The organism is Pseudomonas sp. S2_A05 (genome assembly GCF_054668485.1).
Genome location: NZ_CP162775.1, coordinates 3,735,676 through 3,756,120, shown reverse-complemented (window position 1 = coordinate 3,756,120; position 20,445 = coordinate 3,735,676). Strand labels below are relative to the sequence as shown.

Here is a 20,445-nt window from a genome sequence, read left to right as displayed (position 1 = left end):
TCTACTCTTGTAATCCATTGCGCAGGATTGCTCCATCACCGACACCTGCCGGCCCTGCGGCTGCAAGCGGGCGAACTTACCAGATCAAATCAGCCTGCGCTACTCCCGGATGTCGAGCCCCCGGCGGGTGGCGCTTGCAGATGTCTGACAAGCCGTGTCTGTGGGAAGGGAGACCTGTTCAATCACTGATTTTAGTCAATCCTGGAGCGTACGTTCAGATCGTTACAGTCCAGCGTTCTTGAGGCTGTGACCTTCACGGGTTCTCGCTCGTTCCGGCAGACAGGTAGAATCGTCTCTTTTTTCCGTCGAAGGCATTCCAATGGCCCCCTACAGTGCGCGCAGTCGTGCGATCGAACCGTTCCATGTGATGGCGCTGCTGGCGCGGGCCAATGAATTGCAGGCCGAAGGCCACGACGTGATCCATCTGGAAATCGGTGAGCCGGACTTCACCACCGCCGAGCCGATCATTCGCGCCGGGCAAGCTGCGTTGACGGCGGGCAAGACCCGTTATACCGCCGCCCGTGGCATTCCCGAACTGCGCGAGGCGATCGCCGGTTTCTACCAATCGCGTTACGGCCTGAATATCGACCCACGGCGGATTCTGATCACGCCGGGCGGCTCCGGCGCGTTGTTGCTGGCCAGTGCCCTGTTGGTCGATCCGGGTAAACACTGGCTGCTCGCCGACCCGGGCTACCCGTGCAATCGGCATTTCTTGCGGCTGGTCGAAGGCGCGGCGCAATTGGTGCCGGTCGGGCCGGAGGTGCGTTATCAACTGACCCCGGATCTGGTGGCGCGGCATTGGGACCACGACAGTGTCGGCGCTCTCGTCGCTTCGCCGGCCAACCCGACCGGAACCCTGCTGACCCGCGATGAACTGGGCGGATTATCCACAGCCATCAAGGCCCGGCACGGGCACTTGGTGGTGGATGAGATCTACCACGGCCTGACCTACGGTACTGATGCTGCCAGTGTGCTGGAAGTCGATGACGGCGCTTTTGTCCTCAACAGTTTCTCCAAGTATTTCGGCATGACCGGTTGGCGCCTGGGCTGGCTGGTGGCGCCAGACGCGGCGGTCAGCGAATTGGAAAAGCTTGCGCAGAACCTCTACATCAGCGCGCCGAGCATGGCGCAATACGCTGCGCTGGCCTGTTTCGAGCCAGCCACCATTGCGATTCTCGAAGAGCGCCGCGCCGAGTTTGCGCGCCGTCGCGACTTCCTCCTGCCGGCGCTGCGTGAACTCGGTTTCAACATTGCCGTTGAGCCGGAAGGCGCGTTTTATCTGTACGCCGATATCAGCCGTTTCGGCGGCGATGCATTCGCATTCTGCCGACATTTCCTCGAAACCGAGCACGTTGCCTTTACGCCGGGACTGGATTTCGGTCGTTATCAGGCCGGTCATCACGTGCGCTTCGCTTACACACAAAACCTCGCACGTTTGCAGGAAGCGGTGGAGCGCATCGCGCGCGGCTTGAAGAGCTGGCAAGGCTGATGCGCTTTTATCCTGCTCTGGAAGAAGCGCGGCTGATTCGACGTTACAAGCGTTTTCTCGCTGATATCGAGACCGTTAGCGGCGAGTTGCTGACCATTCACTGTCCGAATACCGGTTCGATGCTCAATTGCCAGGTCGAGGGCGGGCAGGTCTGGTTCAGCCGCTCCAACGACCCTAAACGCAAGTTGCCCGGCACTTGGGAAATTGGCGAAACCCCGCAGGGCCGGCTGTTTTGCGTCAACACCGGGCGCGCCAACGGCTTGGTTGAGGAAGCCTTGCACGCTGGGGTGATTACCGAGTTGAACGGCTTTACCGCGTTGAAGCGTGAGGTTGCCTACGGACAGGAAAAAAGCCGCATCGACTTCCGCCTCGAATACCCCAGCGGCCCGGCGTATGTCGAAGTCAAAAGCGTCACCCTCGGCTTTGACGGCACGGCGGTGGCGGCGTTTCCCGATGCGGTGACCCAGCGCGGCGCCAAACATCTGCGCGAGCTGGCGCATCTGGCGCGCGACGGCATTCGGGCGGTGCAGTTGTACTGCGTGAACCTCACCGGCATCGATGCCGTGCGCCCGGCCGAGGAAATCGATTGGGCTTACGCCGAGGCGCTGCGTGAGGCGGTCGCGTGCGGTGTCGAGGTGTTGGCGTATGGCGTGCGCCTTGACCATGAAGAGATGGTCATCGATCGCCGGCTCGACGTGCGGCTCAACGGTTAAACGTCGATCCACACGCCTTGTGTATCCTCCCGGCATTCAATTGCCGTGAGCGACTGCCCGGCGCAGGGGCCGGCGACGCATTCGCCGTTCTCGATCAGAAACAGTGCGCCATGGGTGGCGCACTGGATCAGGCTGTTGCTCGGATCGAGAAACTGGTCGGGCTGCCATTCCAGCCCGACACCCCGGTGCGGGCAGCGATTGAAATAGACAAAGACTTGGCCACCTCGACGCACGGCAAACAGCTTTTTGCCTTCGATTTCGAAACCGCGACTGCCAGCTTCGGCCAGATCGCTGCCGGCGCAGAGAAACTTCATGGCTATCCTCTAATGTCCGCTCGTGTCGGGATATGTCCGAGCTTGACGTTCAAATGCAAACAATTATCAAATGGCGACCTTCTCCCACAAGGAGTCTGGCCGTTGCCGAGGATACTTGGCTCGCTGCGCCGATGCCCGGGAAACCTTGTTCAAGGAAGCTGCGTATGCGCCTGAAAACCCGCGTTGCCGTACTGTGCGTCGGCCTTTTTCTCAGCCATCAGGCGAGCGCAGCGGATTTACCGCAACGCTGGGTCAGCGCCGGCGGTGCGCTGTCGGAATGGGTCAGCGCACTGGGCGGCGAATCGAAGCTGGTAGGGGTCGACACCACCAGTCAGCATCCCCAATCGTTGCAGACGCTGCCGAGCATTGGTTATCAGCGCAGCCTGTCGGCCGAAGGCATCTTGAGCCTGCGCCCGGACATTGTGATCGGTACCGAAGAAATGGGGCCGCCGCCGGTTCTGGCGCAAGTCAAAGCAGCCAAGGTACAGGTCGAGTTGTTTTCAGCCCAGCCTGATCTGCCGACGCTGGAAAAGAATGTCACTCATCTGGGCCAGTTGCTCGGCGCACAAAGCCAGGCGGCGCAGCTACTGCAGAGTTATCAACAGCAACTCCAGGCGCAGACAGTGCGAGTTGCCCAAGTGCAAACCACACAGAACGCCCCCGGTGTGTTGCTGTTGCTCGGGCACGCCGGCGGCAAGCCGTTGATCGCCGGCAAGGACACTGCCGCCGACTGGTTGCTGCAACAGGCCGGCGGGCACAACCTTGCGACGCATACCGGCTACAAACCGTTTTCTGTCGAATCCCTCGCCAGCCTCGATCCCGAAGTGCTGGTGTTCGCTGACCGAGCGTTGACCGGTGAGGCGGCAAAAGCCGCGTTGTTCAAGGAAAACCCCATCCTCAATTCCAGCCGCGCGGCCAAAAGCGGGCGGGTGATGGAGCTGGACCCGACGCTGCTGGTTGGCGGTCTCGGGCCACGGTTGCCGGCTGCTTTGCAAACCCTGACGGACGGTTTCTACCCGGCCAAGGGCGGCCAATGACCACACTGGTCAAACCCCGTGGCTTGTTCATCGGCCTGACATTGTTGTGTCTGCTGGCGATCTGGCTGTCGCTGGCATTGGGGCCGGTGAGCCTGCCGCTGTTTGACACTTTGCGCGCCGCGCTGCGTCTGGTTGGCGTGCCGCTGGCGCCGGAGGGGCTGGAGCAGGCCGAGCTGATTCTCGGCCAGATCCGCCTGCCGCGAACCTTGCTCGGCTTGGCGGTCGGTGGCGTGCTGGCGCTGTCCGGCGTGGCGATGCAGGGTCTGTTTCGTAATCCGCTGGCGGACCCGGGGCTGGTCGGGGTGTCCAGTGGCGCGGCACTTGGCGCGGCGATTGCGATTGTCGGCGGCTCGTTCTTTGGCGGCCTGCCGGAGTGGTTCGGGCCGTATCTGTTGTCGGTGTGCGCGTTTCTTGGCGGGCTCGGGGTGACGGCGCTGGTCTATCGGCTGGGCAGGCGCAACGGTCAGACCCACGTGGCGACCATGTTGCTGGCCGGTATCGCGCTGACGGCGCTGGCCAGTTCGGCGGTCGGTCTGTTCACTTATCTGGCCGATGACGCGACGCTGCGCACTCTGACCTTCTGGAACCTGGGCAGCCTCAACGGCGCCAGTTACGCGCGGTTGTGGCCCTTGCTGATCATCACCATCGGCGTGGCGCTGTGGCTGCCGCGTCGGGCCAAGGCATTGAATGCCTTGTTGCTCGGTGAATCCGAGGCTGGTCATCTGGGCATCGATGTCGAACGGCTCAAGCGCGAACTGGTGTTCTGCACCGCGCTGGGTGTTGGCGCGGCGGTGGCCGCTGCGGGCATGATCGGTTTTGTCGGGCTGGTGGTGCCGCATCTGGTGCGCCTGCTGGCCGGCCCGGATCACAAAGTGCTATTGCCAGCCTCGGTCCTGGCGGGTGCGAGCCTGTTATTGCTCGCCGATCTGGTGGCGCGCCTGGCGCTGGCGCCGGCGGAGTTGCCAATCGGCATTGTCACCGCGTTTATCGGCGCGCCGTTCTTTCTTTATCTGCTGCTGCGAGGGCGTGCCTGATGTTGTCTGCGCACAATCTGCATGTTCGCCGTGGCCGCAAAGCGGTGCTCAGTGGAGTCACGCTCGGGCTCGAACCCGGCGAGGTGCTTGGCGTGCTGGGGCCGAACGGCGCCGGGAAAAGCACGTTGCTTGGCGCCTTGTGCGGGGAGTTGCTCGCCAGTGACGGCAACGTTTCGCTCGATGGACAGGCATTGAGCTATTGGAGCGGAACACAGCGGGCACAACGACTGGCGGTGTTGCCGCAGGTGTCGACGCTGGATTTTGCCTTCGCCGTCGAAGAGGTCGTCGGCATGGGCCGTTTGCCGTACCAGACCGGGCGCGTACGTGATGACGAAATCGTCGCGGCAGCGCTGGCCGCCGCCGATGCCGGTCACTTGGGTGGGCGCAGCTATCTGGCATTGTCCGGTGGCGAGCGTCAGCGCGTGCATCTGGCGCGGGTGCTGGCGCAACTCTGGCCGGGTCAGGCCGGGCAAACCTTGTTGCTCGACGAACCGACATCGATGCTCGATCCGCTGCATCAGCACACCACCCTGCAGGCGGTGCGCGAGTTCGCCGATCGCGGCGCGGCGGTACTGGTGATCCTGCATGATCTGAATCTTGCGGCGCGCTATTGTGATCGCGTGCTGTTGCTGGAGGAGGGGCGCCCGGTTGCGCTGGATACCCCGCAGCAGGTGCTGCGTCCGGATACGCTCAGAGCGGTGTTCGGCCTGGAGGTTTTGGTGCAACCGCACCCGGAGCGTGGGCATCCGCTGATCATCGCCCGCTGATCAATCATCGAGGTGTCGCATGCGTGGATTGTGGTTGTTGGCGCTGGTGTTGCTCGCGGGCTGTCAGCACGTGGCGGCTCCGCCGGTGGGCGCTGATATCCGCGATCTGCGCAGCGGCGAGATGCTCACCGCGCAGCAACTGCTGGTGCGTCTCGCTGAACCTGAGCGTTTGATCATCGGTGAGCAGCACGACAATGCCGATCATCATGCTGCGCAATTATGGCTGTTGCAGTCGCTGGGCAAGCGCCGGGCGCAAGGCAGTCTGCTGCTGGAAATGCTCACGCCGGATCAACAAGCGAAAGTCGATGCGTTGCGCCAGTCGAATTCCGTTGCGGCTGATTTGCCTGCGGCATTGACCTGGCAGGAGGGCTGGGACTGGAATCTTTACGGGCCGATCGTGCGCTTCGCTCTGACACAGCCATATCCGCTGCTGGCGGCCAATCTCGATGACAGGGAAATCCGTGCGTTTTACCGAAATCCACCTGCGCTGAACGGTCCTCGCAGTAATGCGTTGTCCGTGCAGAACACGTTGCTTGGACAAGTCAGTGAATCCCACTGCGGCCTGCTGCCCGAATCACGGATGCCGGCGATGCTGGCAATTCAGCAACAGCGTGATCGACGCATGGCCGAACGCATGCTGGCGGCGCCAATGCCTTCGATCCTGCTGGCCGGTGCCTGGCATGCGCGCAAGGATGTCGGCGTGCCGCTGCATTTGCTGGATCTTGGCGCTGGCAAGCCACCGATCGTATTGATGCTGGCCGAGCAGGGCGCTGCGGTAACGGCGGCGATGGCCGATTACGTCTGGTACACGCCGGCCACGCCGAAGCCGGATTACTGCGAGCAGATGCGTCAGCAATTCGCCAAATGACTTTCCGGCAGGCAAAAAAAGACCCGGTAAAAACCGGGTCAAATAACCGTGATTAGCCTGATGAGGAGATAATCTGAGAGTCCGAACCAAGGGCTTTTCAGAATATCGACTGATCTCGCGACCAGTTGTGATAATCATAGCGATTCTCATTACCGCGTCAACCGCTGTTTTTGCAAATCTGTAATTTAGTTTTGCGAGTGGTGGTGAGGCCCTGTGAATAAAGGGCTATGCGCTAGGTGCGCTGCGTCGTCAACTGCGTGATCTGGCGATTCAACTGTCCGATGCGTCGAGCCATACCCTCAATCAGGCCATGGGCGATCTTCGGATTGCTGCGAGTCATGCTCAAAAATTGATCACCGGGAATCAACATCACCGTGCTCGGCTCGGACGTCACCACCGAAGCGTTGCGCGGCTCGCCGGTAAACAACGCCATGGCGCCGAAAATCTCGTCCTTCGGCACGTCACCGACCTTGTGCCCGTCAACAAATGCCTCAGCATGCCCATCGATAATCACGAAAACATGGTCCGCTGCATCGCCCTGTTGAATCAGCACGGCGCCGGCCTCGACCCGTTTGAAGCCGTTGGTGCTGCGGAACTCCCGGGGTTTCAACTCGGCCACAGCGTGGGCGAGCAGCGCCATTTGCCCGAGCAGATAGCTCAGAAGCTGCTCGGCTCGATCAGGGTCGGCATACAAATGCTGCAAAACCTCTGCGCGACCATAGGGCAGCAGGCGCACAGTGCTGTCGCTGCATACGCGGCAGTCGCTCCATTGCTCGCCACGTTGCAGACCGAGCAGATCACCTTCCTGCCAATAGAACAGAGGGCGGCCCGCGATGCAGCCATGCACAACGCCCTCGCTCAGCAAAAACAGCTGATCGTCCGGCAACTGCGCAAACAAATCATCCGTGGCCTCCAGTTCGACAACAGGCGCGCACGGCGACAAATCCTGCAGCCACTGCCCGGGAAGACTCTGCAAGCGATTGATCAATGCGTCGGCGTGGGCCGACTGTTCCCCCAGCAAATACATGGCGTCAGCGCCTGTTCAGTTTTTATGGCGCGCGGAAATGGCTTCGAGCTGCTTGTTCAAGGCGTCCTTGCGCTCGGCAGGGATGTCGTTCCAGTGCACGTCCATCAACGCCCCTTCGATCGCATACAACAACACCTTTGAAGCGCGAAAGCCTCGAGTACGCACGGCCCGGTAGGCATCCACTGCACCGAGGCGACGCAAGTCCGAGGCGCTGTGGATGCCCACGGCATGCAGCCATTGCGCCGATGTCTTGCCAAGATTTTTCAGGTGTTGCAGTTCATCATTCATCAAGCCTCCTTGCGACGGCCGAATGGTGCGTGGGCGAGCTTCTCAGCAGTGTAGCCATCAGTAGGAAAAGCGTGGTTGTTTGGTCGGATTCGACGCAAAAGCTTCTAAGAAAGGGGGTAAAGGACCTGCGAACGCAGAGGGAAGGGAGGTAAACGATTATCAATGTGGGAGCGAGCCTGCTCGCGAAGAGGGCGTATCAGACACAATCAATATCGACTGACACTACGCCGTCGCGAGCGGGCTCGCTCCCATAGGGGCAAGGCGTGGTGTCAGGAAGATTTCCGGATATCAGCGGGTGCGATAGCGCAACCGTGTGCCGAAATTCATCGACATCAGGATCTCGTCGGCACTCAGCTCCGGCGGAAAGTACGCACCGGAAATCTGTGCATGGGCCAGGCTGGCGCCTTCGAGCGAAGCCTTGCGGAAATCGATGCCGCGCAAATCGGCGGAGCGGAAATACGCATCCCGGAAATCCACGTTATCGGCGTTCAGTTCACGCAGGTCGAGGCCACGGAAATCGCCGCCGACCATGTCGATCAGATCATCCTGTGGACGTTCTTTGTTGAAGCCTGCAACGTCATCTTTGTGCAGCAGGGCGTAAAGCGGAGTGTCGAGCAGTTTAGGCTGGCTCATGTCAGATCACCTGTTGGTTTTATGACGCCAGTATAGTGCCACTATTTGCCGGCCGTGAAGCGAGCGAGGGCTTCACGGCCGAAATAGTTTTTTACAGGCCCGGCAGGCGCTGACGGATCTGCGCGACCACAGTGTCCAGCGTGCCGGATTCATTGGTCTGCACGCGTTTGCTGCGCAGGATTTCTTCCGGCGTCAGCGCTTCGCGGTTGGCCTGTTGCGCTTCGATCACGGCGAGGGTGGCGTCGGACGGATCCTTCTGGTCGGCCTGACGCATCGCCAGCCAGCTCTCGATCACGGCTTGCGGGGCGTTGCAGTCGAGGATCAGGAACGGCGTGCCGGTGGCTTCGGCAATCTTCGCCGCGTTGTCGCGCTGTTCACGCTTGAGGTAAGTCGCGTCGATCACCACCGGGAAACCGGCGTGCAGGATCACCTCGGCGATTTCATGCAGGCGCGCGTAGGTCGCAGTGCTGGCATCGGCGCTGTAAATGCCGGCCTGCACATCGTTGGCAACGGTCTGCTCACCAAACAGACGCTTGCGCTCGACATCGGAACGCAGGCGAATCGCGCCCAGCGCTTCGACCAGGCGCATGGCCACATGGCTCTTGCCGACTGCGGAAACACCGTGGGTAATGGCCATGAAGCGCGAAGGAATGGTGCTGTAGCTTTCCGCCAGGTTGGCGTAGTTGCGGTACTGGCGCAGGGTGGTGGCGCGCTGCACCGCAGTCGCGTCCGCCGGCATGCTGAACAATGCCACCTTGGCCCGCACCAGCGCGCGGTAGGCTTTATAGAAGTTCAGCACTTCCAGGCCCTCATAGTCGCCGGTCAGTTCCAGGTACTGGCTGATGAGGCGACGCGCCAACGATTTCAGGCCACGGTCTTCCAGGTCCATGGCGAGGAAGCCGGTGTCGGCCCAGACATCAGTGAAACGGAATGGCTCGTTGAACTCGATGCAGTCGAAGATCACCACATTGCCGTCGATGACCGTGGCGTTGCCCAGGTGAATGTCGCCGTGGCATTCACGGGTGAAACCTTGTGTCTTGCGCTGGGCGAACAGGGGCTTGAGGCGCTCGAAGCTGCTTTCGGCCCAGGCTTTCAATGCCTCAAGTTGCAGCAAATCGTTCTTGTCGCTGAGGAACGGCAGGATCTGCTCGAAATTTTGCGCGACCGGCGCCATCACGCTGTCCGGTGTACCGGCGTCGTGTTCGGCCGGGACTTTCGGGGCGTTGAGATGGAAATGGGCGATCTGCTCGGCCAACGCGTCGATGTGCTGAGTGGTCAGTTCGCCATTGGCTTGCAGGGTGCTGAGCAACCCGCTCTGCGGGAACTGGCGCATTTTCAGCACGTATTCGATAGCCGGGCCGTCGCCGCCCAGTTGCGGTGCCTCGACGCTGCCGGTGACCGGCAACACGTCCAGATACAAATCATCGGTCAGACGCTGGTTCAGCCGCAGCTCTTCAGCGCAGAAATGCGCACGTGCGTCGAGGCTGGTGAAGTCGAGGAAGCCGAAATTCACCGGCTTCTTCACTTTATAGGCAAAGGGCCCGGTGAGAATCACCCACGAGATGTGGGTTTCGATGACCTGAAACCCTTCGACGGGATGCGGGTAGAGGGCCGGGTTTTGCAGGGCAGCGATCAGGGACTGGCTCACGGGCGATCCTTCAGAGGCGGGGGAATTCGAGGCGGCCATTATGGCTGCTTGCCCGCCTGACGCAAACCTCCGCGCGTGCCTGTTGAGGATCGATAAAGTGCGTATAATCCGCCGCCATGACTCGATCCCGATCCCCCCGTACCAAGAAAAAACCACCAGCCAAGGGCCTCAGCCCATGGTTGAGCTGGGCCATTAAACTCAGCCTGGTCGGCCTTGTAGTGCTCGCCGGCTTTGCCGTTTACCTCGATGCCGTGGTGCAGGAGAAGTTCTCCGGCAAGCGCTGGACCATCCCGGCCAAGGTGTACGCACGCCCGCTCGAGCTGTTCGTCGGACAGAAGCTCAGCAAGGACGATTTCCTCACCGAACTCGATGCCCTCGGCTATCGCCGCGAAGCCGTGAGCAATGGCCCCGGCGCCGCCGCCGTCAGCGGCAATACGGTTGACCTGAACACCCGTGGCTTCCAGTTCTATGAAGGTCTGGAAAAGCCGCAGCCGGTGCGTGTGCGCTTCTCCGGCGATTACGTCGCCGAACTGTCCTCGACCAACGGTTCGAAACTGTCGGTGGTGCGCCTCGAGCCGCTGATGATCGGCGGCATTTACCCGAAAAATCTCGAAGACCGCATCCTGATCAAACTCGATCAGGTGCCGCCGTACCTGCTCGAAACCCTGATCGCCGTCGAAGACCGCGACTTCTACAGCCATTGGGGCGTGTCGCCGAAATCGATCGCCCGCGCCGTGTGGATCAACACCTCCGGCGGCAAGATGACCCAGGGCGGCAGTACGCTGACCCAGCAGTTGGTGAAGAACTTCTACCTGACCAGCGAACGCAGCCTGACCCGCAAGCTCACCGAAGCGATGATGGCGTTGCTGCTGGAACTGCATTACGACAAGAAGGAAATTCTTGAGGCCTACCTCAACGAAGTCTTCGTCGGTCAGGACGGCCAGCGTGCGGTGCACGGTTTTGGTCTGGCCAGTCAGTTCTTCTTCGGCCAGCCATTGTCCGAGCTGAAACTGCATCAGGTTGCGATGCTGGTCGGCATGGTCAAGGGACCGTCCTACTACAACCCGCGCCGCAACCCGGAACGCGCGCTGGAGCGGCGCAATCTGGTCCTCGACGTGCTGGCGCAGCAAGGCGTGGCAACCCCCGAACAAGTCGAAGCGGCGAAGAAAATGCCGCTCGGTGTGACGACTCGCGGCAAGCTCGCCGACAGCTCGTTCCCGGGCTTTATCGACTTGGTCAAACGCCAGTTGCGCGAAGACTACCGCGACGAAGACTTGACCGAAGAAGGCCTGCGCATCTTCACCAGTTTCGACCCGATTCTGCAGATGAAAGCCGAAGCCTCGGTCAACGACACGTTCAAGCGTCTGGCCGGGCGCAAGGGCTCGGATGACGTCGAAGCGGCGATGGTCGTGACCAACCCGGAAACCGGCGAAGTCCAGGCGATGATCGGCAGCCGTCAGGCCAGTTACGCCGGTTTCAACCGCGCACTCGATGCGGTACGCCCGATCGGCTCGCTGATCAAACCGGCGGTGTATCTGACCGCGCTTGAGAAACCGAGCCAGTACACGCTGACCAGTTGGCTGTCGGACGATCCGCTGTCAGTCAAAGGCGCCAACGGTCAGGTGTGGAAGCCGCAGAACTACGATCGCCGCTCCCACGGTACGGTGTTCCTCTATCAGGGCCTGGCGCATTCCTACAACCTGTCGACCTCGCGCCTGGGCCTGGAAGTCGGCGTGCCGAACGTGCTCAAGACCGTAGGTCGCCTGGGCGTTACCCGTGAATTCCCGGCGTTCCCGTCGATGCTGCTCGGTGCTGGCGGCATGACGCCGATCGAAGTGGCGACCATGTACCAGACGCTGGCCAACGGTGGTTTCAATACGCCGATGCGCGGCATTCGCAGCGTGCTGACCGCCGAGGGCGAGCCGCTCAAGCGTTATCCGTTCCAGATCGAACAGCGCTTCGACCCTGCCTCGATTTACCTGATCCAGAACGCCATGCAGCGGGTGATGCGTGAAGGTACCGGCAGTTCGGTTTATAACGTGCTGCCCAAGACCCTGACACTGGCGGGCAAGACCGGTACCAGTAACGATTCGCGCGACAGCTGGTTTGCCGGTTTCAGTCAGGATCTGCTGGCAGTGGTCTGGCTGGGTCGCGACGACAACGGCAAGACGCCGTTCACCGGGGCCACCGGTGCGCTGCAGGTCTGGACCAGTTTCATGCGCAAGGCCGATCCGCTGCCGCTGGACATGCCGCAGCCGGACAACGTCGTGCAAGCGTGGGTCGATTCGCGCACCGGCCAGGGTTCCGATGCCAACTGCCCCGGCGCGGTACAGATGCCGTATATTCGCGGCAGCGAGCCGCCACCCGGCGCCGCGTGTGCAAGCGAAACACCTGCCTCGCCGGAGTCGGTGATGGACTGGGTCAAGGGCTGGATGAATTAAGCAAAGAGGGTTTCAAGTGAACAAGTGGTTGATTCCAGCGGTGACCGCCGTGGCTTTGCTCAGCGGCTGCTCCACCGTACAGCGTGGTTCGATTCCGGTAGTGGATTCGGGTACGGCCGTGTCCAACAGCGAACGCATCGGCGCCAATGGCGGTTTCCGCCAGACCACGGTCAAGCGCCCGGCGCAGGGCCAGACTCAGGCGATTCCGCAGGGCGATACCGGCGTGGTGGTGATGGTGCCGGGCGGCGGTGCTGCGGTGTCAACACCGATCAGTTCTTCGCCGATCGTCCCGGGGCCTGCATCTGGCGGTATCACGTCGGGGCCGTATAACCCATCGGCGGTTGAGTCGGCGCCGATCAACTCCGGCAGCTACAGCATGCCGTCGACGCCAAGTGGCATTCCTTCGGCCAGCAGCGGTGGCGGGCTGTCGGCGGATGAGCAACTGGACGGTCCGGTACTCGCCTTGCTGACCACCGCGCAACAGCAGCAGGCCGGCGGCGACCTCAACGGTGCCTCTTCCAGCCTGGAGCGGGCGCAACGTGTCGCCCCCCGGGAGCCACAAGTGCTTTACCGTCTGGCGCAGGTGCGCATGGCCCAGGGCGATGCGCCGCAAGCCGAGCAGTTTGCCCGTCGTGCGCTGACCATGGCCAACGGTCGTCCGGATCTGCAAGCCAGCCTGTGGGAAATCATCGCTCAATCTCGTGAGAAACAAGGCGATTCCGCCGGCGCCGCGCTGGCCCGTCAGAAGGCCAAGGTTTCCCTGTGATGGACGTGCGTTTCCCGAAAATCGCCGATCAGCTGTTGTTGATTGAACGCGAGCTGCGCACCCAGGGCTGGTGGGATGAGGTTCAGCCGTCGGTCGAAGCCCTGAGCAGTGTCGAGCCGTTTTCGGTCGACACGCTGGACTTCGAGCAATGGCTGCAATGGATCTTCCTGCCGCGCATGAAGATGATCCTCGAACAGGATCTGCCCTTGCCGAACGCCTCGGGCATTCAGGAAATGGCGGAAATGGTCTTCGCCCAGCGCAACCTTGGCGGCAAGGATCGGCAGTTGCAGGTGCTGCTCAAAGAGTTTGACCGGCTGATCACTGCCTCCCGCTGAGCGCGTTTGTGTAGGAGCTTTGTAGGAGCTGCCGAAGGCTGCGATCTTTTGACTTTAGACGAGCAGGATCAAAAGATCGCAGCCTCGTTGCACTCGTCAGCTCCTACAAGTTCCGACGTCGCGATTACGAGCAATTCTCGGCAATCTGCTTCTTCGCTTCGACGATGCGTTCCTGACGCTGTGTATCGTCGAGCCTGCGCAAATCCCCCTCAACCTCCTCACGCAAGCGCGGATTGTTCTGCAGTTGCGCCAGGTTCGTGCGTGCCTGTTCGCAAAAGGCCTTGAGCTGCGCCTGCTGCTCGGCGACCTGTTTCTTCACCTTGGCATCAATGGCTTTCTGATCGCCGAGTACGCCGCCGCCCGGCAGCGGCGCGGCTTTCGGCGCGGGTGAGGAGGGCGTTTGCACGGTCGTCGCCGGTTGGCCCTGCGGCGGTTGTGCATCGAAATGTGTGACGCCTTGGGCATCGACCCATTTGTAGATTTGAGCGGCCGAGCACCATGGGCTGAGACCGATCAGCAAAGTGAGGAGGAGCGTTCGCATGCTGATTCCTTGGCAAAAATGCGCAATTGACGCTAACAGAGTAGCGCTTTTCAGGTTTTTTCTTGCGTTCTCATGTGCTTACCCACAATTAACCCCACAGACGACTTGACTTGCAGAGGGCGAAACAGAAGAATCCAAAGTCCGCTGTAGAGGGACTGCCAGAAGCAGACCCACTCGGTAGATCATGAGGCGCACATCCGCGCCGACCTGTTACACCCGCAACGCGTTACCTCGCGCTGGGTGGGAAAGGCCCGCAACACTTGGGACGATCCCAATACTTGCTCAGTCAGTGCTGACGTAGTCGGCGACCACCGTCGCTCATGCTCTGCCGAGAAGTAAACCTATTAAGACCCGCCCCTTTTTTGTGGACGGTATTCTGGCGTTTTAGAGGTGAACAACGTGGAGCTTTTATCTGGCGGTGAGATGCTCGTCCGCTTTTTGCGTGACGAAGGCGTCAAATATATCTACGGGTACCCGGGTGGTGCTCTCCTGCATGTTTACGATGCCCTGTTCAAAGAACCGGAAGTGACCCACATCCTGGTTCGTCACGAACAAGCGGCGACCCATATGGCTGACGGCTACGCCCGTGCCACCGGTAAAGCCGGCGTGGTATTGGTGACATCCGGTCCAGGCGCCACAAACGCCATCACCGGTATCGCCACCGCCTATATGGACTCGATTCCGATGGTGATCATTTCCGGTCAGGTGCCAAGCACCATGGTCGGCACCGACGCGTTCCAGGAAACCGACATGATCGGTATCTCCCGGCCGATCGTGAAGCACAGCTTCATGATCAAGCACGCTTCGGAAATCCCGGAAGTCATGAAGAAGGCCTTCTACCTGGCGCAGTCCGGTCGTCCGGGCCCGGTCGTGGTCGACATCCCGAAAGACATGACCAATCCGGCCGAGAAATTCGAATACGTTTTCCCGAAGAAAGCCAAGCTGCGTTCCTACAGCCCGGCCGTTCGCGGTCACTCCGGGCAGATCCGCAAGGCGGCAGAAATGTTGTTGGCGGCCAAGCGCCCGGTGCTGTACTCCGGCGGCGGCGTGATTCTCGGCAATGGCTCCGCGCAACTGACCGAGCTGGCGAAAATGCTCAACCTGCCGGTGACCAACACCTTGATGGGCCTGGGCGCTTTCCCTGGCACTGACCGTCAGTTCATCGGCATGCTCGGCATGCACGGCAGTTACACCGCGAACCTGGCGATGCACCATGCCGATGTGATCCTCGCCGTCGGCGCACGCTTCGACGATCGGGTGATCAACGGCCCGGCGAAATTCTGCCCGAACGCCAAGATCATCCACATCGACATCGACCCGGCGTCGATCTCCAAGACCATCAAGGCTGACGTGCCAATCGTGGGTCCGGTCGAGAGCGTCCTGACCGAAATGGTCGCGATCCTCAAGGAAATCGGCGAGACCCCGAACAAGGAGTCCGTGGCCAGTTGGTGGAAGCAGGTCGATGAATGGCGTGGCGATCGCGGCCTGTTCCCTTATGAAAAGGGCGACGGCAGCAAGATCAAACCGCAGACCGTGATCGAAACCCTCTGCGAAGTGACCAAGGGCGACGCCTTTGTGACCTCCGACGTGGGTCAGCACCAGATGTTCGCTGCGCAGTACTACACGTTCAACAAGCCGAACCGCTGGATCAACTCCGGTGGTCTGGGCACGATGGGCTTCGGTCTGCCAGCCGCGATGGGCATCAAACTGAGCTTCCCGGACGACGACGTTGCCTGCGTCACCGGCGAAGGCAGTATCCAGATGAATATCCAGGAGCTGTCGACCTGCCTGCAATACGGCTTGCCGGTGAAGATCGTCATCCTCAACAACGGTGTGCTGGGCATGGTTCGCCAGTGGCAGGACATGAGCTACGGCAGCCGTCACTCGCACTCCTACATGGAATCGCTGCCCGACTTCATCAAGCTGGCTGAAGCCTACGGCCACGTTGGCGTACGCATCACCGAATCGAAAGATTTGAAGTCGAAGATGGCCGAAGCGTTCGCCATGAAGGATCGCCTGGTGATCATCGATGTTGCGGTCGACACCAGCGAGCACGTCTACCCGATGCAGATCAAAGACGGCTCCATGCGCGATATGTGGCTGAGCAAGACGGAGCGTACTTAATCATGCGGCACATTATTTCCCTGCTTCTGGAAAACGAACCCGGCGCTCTGTCTCGTGTAGTCGGCCTGTTCTCGCAGCGCAACTACAACATCGAAAGCCTGACCGTGGCGCCGACCGAAGACCCGACCCTGTCGCGTCTGACGCTGACCACCGTGGGCCACGATGAAGTGATCGAGCAGATCACCAAAAACCTGAACAAGCTGATCGAAGTGGTCAAGCTGGTGGACCTGTCGGAAAGCGCTCACATCGAGCGTGAACTGATGCTGGTCAAGGTCAAGGCCACTGGCGCCCAGCGCGCCGAGATCAAACGCACTACCGATATCTACCGTGGGCAGATCGTCGATGTCAGCGCCAGCGTGTATACCGTTCAGTTGACCGGTACCAGCGACAAGCTCGACAGCTTCATTCAGTCCATCGGCACCGCATCGATTCTGGAAACCGTCCGTAGCGGCGTGACCGGCATTGCTCGCGGCGACAAAGTTCTCAGCATCTAAACCAAATTAGCGCATGGCCTGAACGGCCGGATATAAGGGGAAATTCATGAAAGTTTTCTACGATAAAGACTGCGACCTGTCGATCATCCAGGGCAAGAAAGTTGCCATCATCGGTTACGGCTCCCAGGGCCACGCTCAGGCGTGCAACCTGAAAGACTCCGGTGTCGACGTTACCGTCGGTCTGCGTAAAGGTTCGGCCACCGTTGCCAAAGCCGAAGCTCACGGCCTGAAAGTGACCGACGTTGCTTCCGCTGTTGCCGCTGCCGACCTGGTCATGATCCTGACCCCGGACGAGTTCCAGTCCTCGCTGTACAAGAACGAAATCGAGCCGAACATCAAGAAAGGCGCCACCCTGGCCTTCTCCCACGGCTTCGCGATTCACTACAACCAGGTTGTTCCGCGTGCCGACCTCGACGTGATCATGATCGCGCCGAAAGCCCCGGGCCACACCGTGCGTTCCGAGTTCGTCAAAGGCGGCGGTATCCCTGACCTGATCGCGATATACCAGGACGCCTCGGGCAACGCCAAAAACGTTGCACTGTCCTACGCCGCTGGCGTCGGTGGCGGTCGTACCGGCATCATCGAAACCACCTTCAAGGACGAGACCGAAACTGACCTGTTCGGCGAACAAGCCGTTCTGTGTGGCGGTACCGTTGAACTGGTGAAAGCCGGTTTCGAAACTCTGGTTGAAGCTGGCTACGCGCCGGAAATGGCCTACTTCGAGTGCCTGCACGAACTGAAGCTGATCGTTGACCTCATGTACGAAGGCGGTATCGCCAACATGAACTACTCGATCTCCAACAACGCCGAGTACGGCGAGTACGTGACTGGCCCGGAAGTGATCAACGCTGAATCCCGTCAGGCCATGCGCAACGCCCTGAAACGTATTCAGGACGGCGAATACGCCAAAATGTTCATCAGCGAAGGCGCAACCGGCTACCCTTCGATGACCGCCAAGCGTCGTAACAACGCCGCTCACGGTATCGAAATCATCGGCGAGCAACTGCGCTCCATGATGCCGTGGATCGGTGCCAACAAGATCGTCGACAAAGCCAAAAACTAAGTCGTCGTCCCTTGCACGAAAAACGCGGCCTAGGCCGCGTTTTTTCGTTTGGGCCGGTGCTTCTGGTATAAAGCTGCATCGTTTGTGGCCGAACTGTCGTCCTCAAGCCTCTGTCGAATTTTTTCCAAACCGTTGCAAGGTAATGTCCATGAGCGAACGTCCCGAAGAGCCGAACAAGGCTTCCGACGCCGAAAGCCTGCTGCCCATCGATGAACACATCGAAGAAGGGCACGACGCTGAAGGTCGTAAAGTCCGGCATCGTGGTATCTATCTGCTGCCGAACCTGTTCACCACTGCCAACCTGTTCGCAGGCTTCTATTCCATCATCAACTCGATGAGCGCGCAGGCCGCGTTGAGCGCCGGCGACTCGGTGAATGCGAGCAAGTATTTCGCCTTCGCTGCGATCGCGATTTTCGTGGCGATGGTGCTCGACGGTCTCGATGGTCGCGTGGCACGCATGACCAATACGCAAAGTGCTTTCGGCGCCGAGTATGACTCGCTGTCGGACATGGTCGCCTTCGGCGTCGCGCCGGCATTGCTGGCCTTCGGCTGGGCGCTGGGAGACATGGGCAAGGTCGGCTGGATGGTCGCCTTCATATATGTAGCGGGTGCGGCGTTGCGTCTGGCGCGTTTCAACACCCAGGTCGGCACGGCGGACAAACGCTACTTCATCGGTCTGGCCAGCCCGGCGGCGGCAGGTGTGGTGGCCGGCATTGTCTGGGCGTTCAGCGATTACGGCATTCAGGGTTCGAAGATGTCGTTCCTGGTGGCGTTGATGGTGGCGGCGGCCGGCATGCTGATGGTCAGCAACATCAAGTACAACAGCTTCAAGGAGCTGGATCTCAAAGGTCGCGTGCCGTTCGTGGCGATCCTGGCGGTGGTGCTGGTATTCGCTGTCGTGTTCAGTGATCCGCCACGCATTCTGCTGCTGGTGTTTCTCGCCTATGCGGCGTCCGGTCCGGTGCAGTATCTGTTGCGTCTTCGTCGTCACAAAAACGCCGAATGATGTAATTTCCCGCATACTCCGCAGTCTATGGGTGCACCTGTCCTCCAAAGCTGCGGAGTTGTCATGTTGATCAAGATCCCCAAAGCATCCGACTGCCATGAGTCGGATGTCACGCCTGAAGCCATTTATCTCTCCCGTCGCCAATTGCTCGGCGCCACTGCTGCCGGTATTGCCATGGGCAGCCTGCCACGCTGGGCCAGTGCCGCTGATGCCCCTCGCTACTCTGATGTTGAACCCGGCAAGGCTCCGGCCTGGTTTGCCGAAAAGCTTCCTTCTACTCAATGGGGTGCGGTCAACGTCAAGGACGAGGCGATCACGCCTTATAAAGACGCTACGAACTACAACAACTTTTATGAATTCGGTACCGGCAAGGGCGATCCGGCGAGGAACGCTGGCGACCTGAAAACCGAACCCTGGAGCGTGGTGATTGACGGGGAGGTGGGTAAGCCGGGGCGTTATGCGCTGGAAGACTTCATGAAGCCGTATCAACTGGAGGAACGTATTTATCGTCTGCGCTGCGTCGAGGCGTGGTCGATGGTCATTCCCTGGATCGGCTTTCCCATCTCGGCCTTGCTCAAGCAGGTCGAGCCGACTTCCAAGGCCAAGTACATCCGCTTTGAAACCCTGCAGGATCCCAAGAGCATGCCCGGCCAGCGTTCCGGTTTTGCCTTGATCGACTGGCCGTACGTCGAAGGCTTGCGTCTGGATGAGGCGATGAATCCTTTGGCGATTCTGGCGGTGGGCATGTATGGACGCGAACTGCCGAACCAGAACGGCGCGCCTTTGCGTCTGGTGGTGCCGTGGAAGTACGGCTTCAAAAGCGTGAAATCCATTGTGCGCATCAGTCTGGTCAGCGAGCAGCCGAAGACCACTTGGCAAAGCATTGCTGCCGATGAGTATGGCTTTTATGCGAACGTGAACCCTACGGTCGATCATCCGCGCTGGACCCAGGCGCGCGAGCGGCGCCTGCCGAACAGTCTGTTCAAACCGAATGTGCGCGATACCCAGATGTTCAACGGCTACTCGGATGAAGTCGCTTCTTTATATACAGGGCTCGATCTGCGGAAGAACTACTGATGCGTTATCCGTTCTGGCGAGTGGGCGTGTTCATTGCGGCAGCGATCTGGCCATTGCTGTGGTTCTATCAGGCGTTCGCCGATCTGCTCGGGCCTGATCCGGGCAAGGTGCTGGTTGATCGTCTCGGGCTTGGCACGCTGGTGTTTCTGTTGATTACGCTGAGCATGACGCCGTTGCAAAAGCTGAGCGGCTGGGCGGGGTGGATCGCGGTGCGCAGGCAGTTGGGGCTTTGGTGTTTTGCTTATGTAGCGCTACATCTGTTCAGCTATATGGCGTTTATCCTCGGGTTTGACTGGTCACAGTTGGGCGTCGAGCTACGCAAGCGGCCTTACATCATTGTCGGTGCACTCGGCTTTCTCGGATTGCTGATACTGGCAGTGACGTCGAATCGTTATAGTCAGCGTCGTTTGGGTGCTCGCTGGAAGAAGCTGCATCGCTTGGTTTACGTGATACTTGGGCTGGGTTTGCTGCATATGCTCTGGATCGTGCGGGCCGATCTAGAGGAGTGGGCGATTTATGCCTTTATAGGCGCTGTGCTCTTGCTGCTTCGTGTGCCGCCGGTGATGAGGCGAATCCCGCGTTTACTGGGTAAAAAGCAGAATCTGCAAGAAAAGCGAAATTAACGGTTGACGGCAGATTCCAGAGGTCTATAATTCGCCCCACTTCCGGCGCAGTCGAAACGGAAAACTCCTTGAGATTCAAAGAGTTACGCAGTTTTCGACAGCGGCTTGCTTCAGGTCATCGAAGCCTGGAAGGAGTTGAAAGGGCAGTGATGTGTAG

At 60.2% G+C, this 20,445-nt stretch carries 21 protein-coding genes; 15 read left to right on the top strand and 6 right to left on the bottom strand.

The window, feature by feature from the left end; all coding sequences use genetic code 11:
* The first annotated feature begins 319 nt into the window (after positions 1-319).
* Entirely contained in the window at positions 320-1,489 is a 1,170-nt protein-coding gene (locus tag AB4O12_RS17105) for a pyridoxal phosphate-dependent aminotransferase (RefSeq protein WP_056790414.1), read from the top strand.
* Positions 1,489-2,202: a DNA/RNA nuclease SfsA gene (gene sfsA, locus AB4O12_RS17100; protein WP_258707209.1), complete on the top strand. Its 714-nt coding sequence runs from the start codon at positions 1,489-1,491 to the stop codon at positions 2,200-2,202. Before AB4O12_RS17105 ends, sfsA begins: the two co-directional genes overlap by 1 nt.
* Here the strand turns inward: sfsA and AB4O12_RS17095 are convergent.
* Positions 2,199-2,516, bottom strand: coding sequence for a Rieske (2Fe-2S) protein (locus AB4O12_RS17095; protein ID WP_122506697.1), 318 nt, complete (start codon positions 2,514-2,516; stop codon positions 2,199-2,201). The genes sfsA and AB4O12_RS17095 overlap by 4 nt on opposite strands.
* A gap of 164 nt (positions 2,517-2,680) precedes the next feature.
* Between AB4O12_RS17095 and AB4O12_RS17090 the strand changes: the two genes are divergently transcribed.
* The 4 genes from AB4O12_RS17090 to AB4O12_RS17075 are packed head-to-tail and all read left to right on the top strand — an operon-like array spanning position 2,681 to position 6,222.
* Complete coding sequence (locus AB4O12_RS17090) at positions 2,681-3,553, top strand: heme/hemin ABC transporter substrate-binding protein (RefSeq protein WP_460059187.1); 873 nt, start codon at positions 2,681-2,683, stop codon at positions 3,551-3,553.
* Positions 3,554-3,603: 50 nt separating this feature from the next.
* The gene (locus AB4O12_RS17085) at positions 3,604-4,587 is read left to right on the top strand and encodes a FecCD family ABC transporter permease (protein WP_162999784.1); all 984 of its coding nucleotides are present in this window, start codon (positions 3,604-3,606) and stop codon (positions 4,585-4,587) included.
* Complete coding sequence (locus tag AB4O12_RS17080; RefSeq protein ID WP_252876905.1) at positions 4,587-5,354, top strand: heme ABC transporter ATP-binding protein; 768 nt, start codon at positions 4,587-4,589, stop codon at positions 5,352-5,354. The genes AB4O12_RS17085 and AB4O12_RS17080 overlap by 1 nt, the downstream gene beginning before the upstream one ends.
* 19 nt (positions 5,355-5,373) lie before the next feature.
* Entirely contained in the window at positions 5,374-6,222 is an 849-nt protein-coding gene (locus AB4O12_RS17075; protein WP_460059185.1) for a ChaN family lipoprotein, read from the top strand.
* A 232-nt stretch (positions 6,223-6,454) separates the two neighbouring features.
* On the opposite strand, the gene AB4O12_RS17070 is transcribed toward AB4O12_RS17075, so the two are convergent.
* The 4 genes from AB4O12_RS17070 to AB4O12_RS17055 all read right to left on the bottom strand — a co-directional run bounded on the left by AB4O12_RS17070 (position 6,455) and on the right by AB4O12_RS17055 (position 9,818).
* Positions 6,455-7,249 carry a Crp/Fnr family transcriptional regulator gene (locus tag AB4O12_RS17070; protein ID WP_460059183.1) on the bottom strand — a complete coding sequence of 265 codons (795 nt, stop codon included), beginning with the start codon at positions 7,247-7,249 and terminating at the stop codon, positions 6,455-6,457.
* A 15-nt stretch (positions 7,250-7,264) separates the two neighbouring features.
* Positions 7,265-7,537 (bottom strand): TfoX/Sxy family protein, encoded by a 273-nt coding sequence (locus tag AB4O12_RS17065; protein ID WP_016773175.1) that lies wholly within the window; start codon positions 7,535-7,537, stop codon positions 7,265-7,267.
* Positions 7,538-7,825: 288 nt separating this feature from the next.
* Positions 7,826-8,170, bottom strand: a complete 345-nt coding sequence (locus AB4O12_RS17060) for a pentapeptide repeat-containing protein (RefSeq protein ID WP_056790397.1) — start codon at positions 8,168-8,170, stop codon at positions 7,826-7,828.
* Between the two features lie 91 nt (positions 8,171-8,261).
* Entirely contained in the window at positions 8,262-9,818 is a 1,557-nt protein-coding gene (locus AB4O12_RS17055; protein WP_056790394.1) for a bifunctional aminoglycoside phosphotransferase/ATP-binding protein, read from the bottom strand.
* Positions 9,819-9,934: 116 nt separating this feature from the next.
* Between AB4O12_RS17055 and mrcB the strand changes: the two genes are divergently transcribed.
* The 3 genes from mrcB to AB4O12_RS17040 are packed head-to-tail and all read left to right on the top strand — an operon-like array spanning position 9,935 to position 13,360.
* Positions 9,935-12,259 carry a penicillin-binding protein 1B gene (gene mrcB / locus AB4O12_RS17050; RefSeq protein WP_095181816.1) on the top strand — a complete coding sequence of 775 codons (2,325 nt, stop codon included), beginning with the start codon at positions 9,935-9,937 and terminating at the stop codon, positions 12,257-12,259.
* A 16-nt stretch (positions 12,260-12,275) separates the two neighbouring features.
* Positions 12,276-13,025, top strand: coding sequence for a tetratricopeptide repeat protein (locus AB4O12_RS17045; RefSeq protein ID WP_041477844.1), 750 nt, complete (start codon positions 12,276-12,278; stop codon positions 13,023-13,025).
* Positions 13,025-13,360 (top strand): YqcC family protein, encoded by a 336-nt coding sequence (locus tag AB4O12_RS17040; RefSeq protein ID WP_056790386.1) that lies wholly within the window; start codon positions 13,025-13,027, stop codon positions 13,358-13,360. The genes AB4O12_RS17045 and AB4O12_RS17040 overlap by 1 nt, the downstream gene beginning before the upstream one ends.
* Before the next feature lie 124 nt (positions 13,361-13,484).
* Here AB4O12_RS17040 and AB4O12_RS17035 read toward each other — a convergent pair whose 3' ends face one another.
* On the bottom strand, positions 13,485-13,901 hold the full coding sequence (locus AB4O12_RS17035) for a DUF4124 domain-containing protein (protein WP_150638534.1): 417 nt from the start codon (positions 13,899-13,901) through the stop codon (positions 13,485-13,487).
* Positions 13,902-14,300: 399 nt separating this feature from the next.
* On the opposite strand from AB4O12_RS17035, the gene AB4O12_RS17030 reads away from it, so the two are divergent.
* The 6 genes from AB4O12_RS17030 (at position 14,301) to msrQ (ending at position 20,288) form a co-directional block, all read left to right on the top strand.
* Positions 14,301-16,025 carry an acetolactate synthase 3 large subunit gene (locus AB4O12_RS17030; RefSeq protein ID WP_039761986.1) on the top strand — a complete coding sequence of 575 codons (1,725 nt, stop codon included), beginning with the start codon at positions 14,301-14,303 and terminating at the stop codon, positions 16,023-16,025.
* A 2-nt stretch (positions 16,026-16,027) separates the two neighbouring features.
* Positions 16,028-16,519, top strand: a complete 492-nt coding sequence (ilvN, locus tag AB4O12_RS17025) for an acetolactate synthase small subunit (protein ID WP_003176102.1) — start codon at positions 16,028-16,030, stop codon at positions 16,517-16,519.
* Positions 16,520-16,565: 46 nt separating this feature from the next.
* Positions 16,566-17,582, top strand: a complete 1,017-nt coding sequence (ilvC, locus tag AB4O12_RS17020; protein ID WP_003228216.1) for a ketol-acid reductoisomerase — start codon at positions 16,566-16,568, stop codon at positions 17,580-17,582.
* A gap of 148 nt (positions 17,583-17,730) precedes the next feature.
* On the top strand, positions 17,731-18,588 hold the full coding sequence (gene pssA / locus AB4O12_RS17015; protein ID WP_016773182.1) for a CDP-diacylglycerol--serine O-phosphatidyltransferase: 858 nt from the start codon (positions 17,731-17,733) through the stop codon (positions 18,586-18,588).
* A gap of 63 nt (positions 18,589-18,651) precedes the next feature.
* On the top strand, positions 18,652-19,665 hold the full coding sequence (gene msrP, locus AB4O12_RS17010) for a protein-methionine-sulfoxide reductase catalytic subunit MsrP (protein WP_150638536.1): 1,014 nt from the start codon (positions 18,652-18,654) through the stop codon (positions 19,663-19,665).
* On the top strand, positions 19,665-20,288 hold the full coding sequence (gene msrQ / locus AB4O12_RS17005) for a protein-methionine-sulfoxide reductase heme-binding subunit MsrQ (RefSeq protein WP_150638538.1): 624 nt from the start codon (positions 19,665-19,667) through the stop codon (positions 20,286-20,288). The genes msrP and msrQ overlap by 1 nt, the downstream gene beginning before the upstream one ends.
* The last annotated feature ends 157 nt before the right edge of the window (positions 20,289-20,445 follow it).

Bases quoted from the DNA above. Each gene is read 5' to 3' on its own strand.
- AB4O12_RS17105 (WP_056790414.1), top strand. From the start codon at position 320: ATGGCCCCCTACAGTGCGCGCAGTCGTGCGATCGAACCGTTCCATGTG.
- sfsA (WP_258707209.1), top strand. From the start codon at position 1,489: ATGCGCTTTTATCCTGCTCTGGAAGAAGCGCGGCTGATTCGACGTTAC.
- AB4O12_RS17095 (WP_122506697.1), bottom strand. From the start codon at position 2,516: ATGAAGTTTCTCTGCGCCGGCAGCGATCTGGCCGAAGCTGGCAGTCGC.
- AB4O12_RS17090 (WP_460059187.1), top strand. From the start codon at position 2,681: ATGCGCCTGAAAACCCGCGTTGCCGTACTGTGCGTCGGCCTTTTTCTC.
- AB4O12_RS17080 (WP_252876905.1), top strand. From the start codon at position 4,587: ATGTTGTCTGCGCACAATCTGCATGTTCGCCGTGGCCGCAAAGCGGTG.
- AB4O12_RS17075 (WP_460059185.1), top strand. From the start codon at position 5,374: ATGCGTGGATTGTGGTTGTTGGCGCTGGTGTTGCTCGCGGGCTGTCAG.
- AB4O12_RS17070 (WP_460059183.1), bottom strand. From the start codon at position 7,249: ATGTATTTGCTGGGGGAACAGTCGGCCCACGCCGACGCATTGATCAAT.
- AB4O12_RS17065 (WP_016773175.1), bottom strand. From the start codon at position 7,537: ATGAATGATGAACTGCAACACCTGAAAAATCTTGGCAAGACATCGGCG.
- AB4O12_RS17060 (WP_056790397.1), bottom strand. From the start codon at position 8,170: ATGAGCCAGCCTAAACTGCTCGACACTCCGCTTTACGCCCTGCTGCAC.
- mrcB (WP_095181816.1), top strand. From the start codon at position 9,935: ATGACTCGATCCCGATCCCCCCGTACCAAGAAAAAACCACCAGCCAAG.
- AB4O12_RS17040 (WP_056790386.1), top strand. From the start codon at position 13,025: ATGGACGTGCGTTTCCCGAAAATCGCCGATCAGCTGTTGTTGATTGAA.
- AB4O12_RS17035 (WP_150638534.1), bottom strand. From the start codon at position 13,901: ATGCGAACGCTCCTCCTCACTTTGCTGATCGGTCTCAGCCCATGGTGC.
- ilvN (WP_003176102.1), top strand. From the start codon at position 16,028: ATGCGGCACATTATTTCCCTGCTTCTGGAAAACGAACCCGGCGCTCTG.
- ilvC (WP_003228216.1), top strand. From the start codon at position 16,566: ATGAAAGTTTTCTACGATAAAGACTGCGACCTGTCGATCATCCAGGGC.
- pssA (WP_016773182.1), top strand. From the start codon at position 17,731: ATGAGCGAACGTCCCGAAGAGCCGAACAAGGCTTCCGACGCCGAAAGC.
- msrP (WP_150638536.1), top strand. From the start codon at position 18,652: ATGTTGATCAAGATCCCCAAAGCATCCGACTGCCATGAGTCGGATGTC.
- msrQ (WP_150638538.1), top strand. From the start codon at position 19,665: ATGCGTTATCCGTTCTGGCGAGTGGGCGTGTTCATTGCGGCAGCGATC.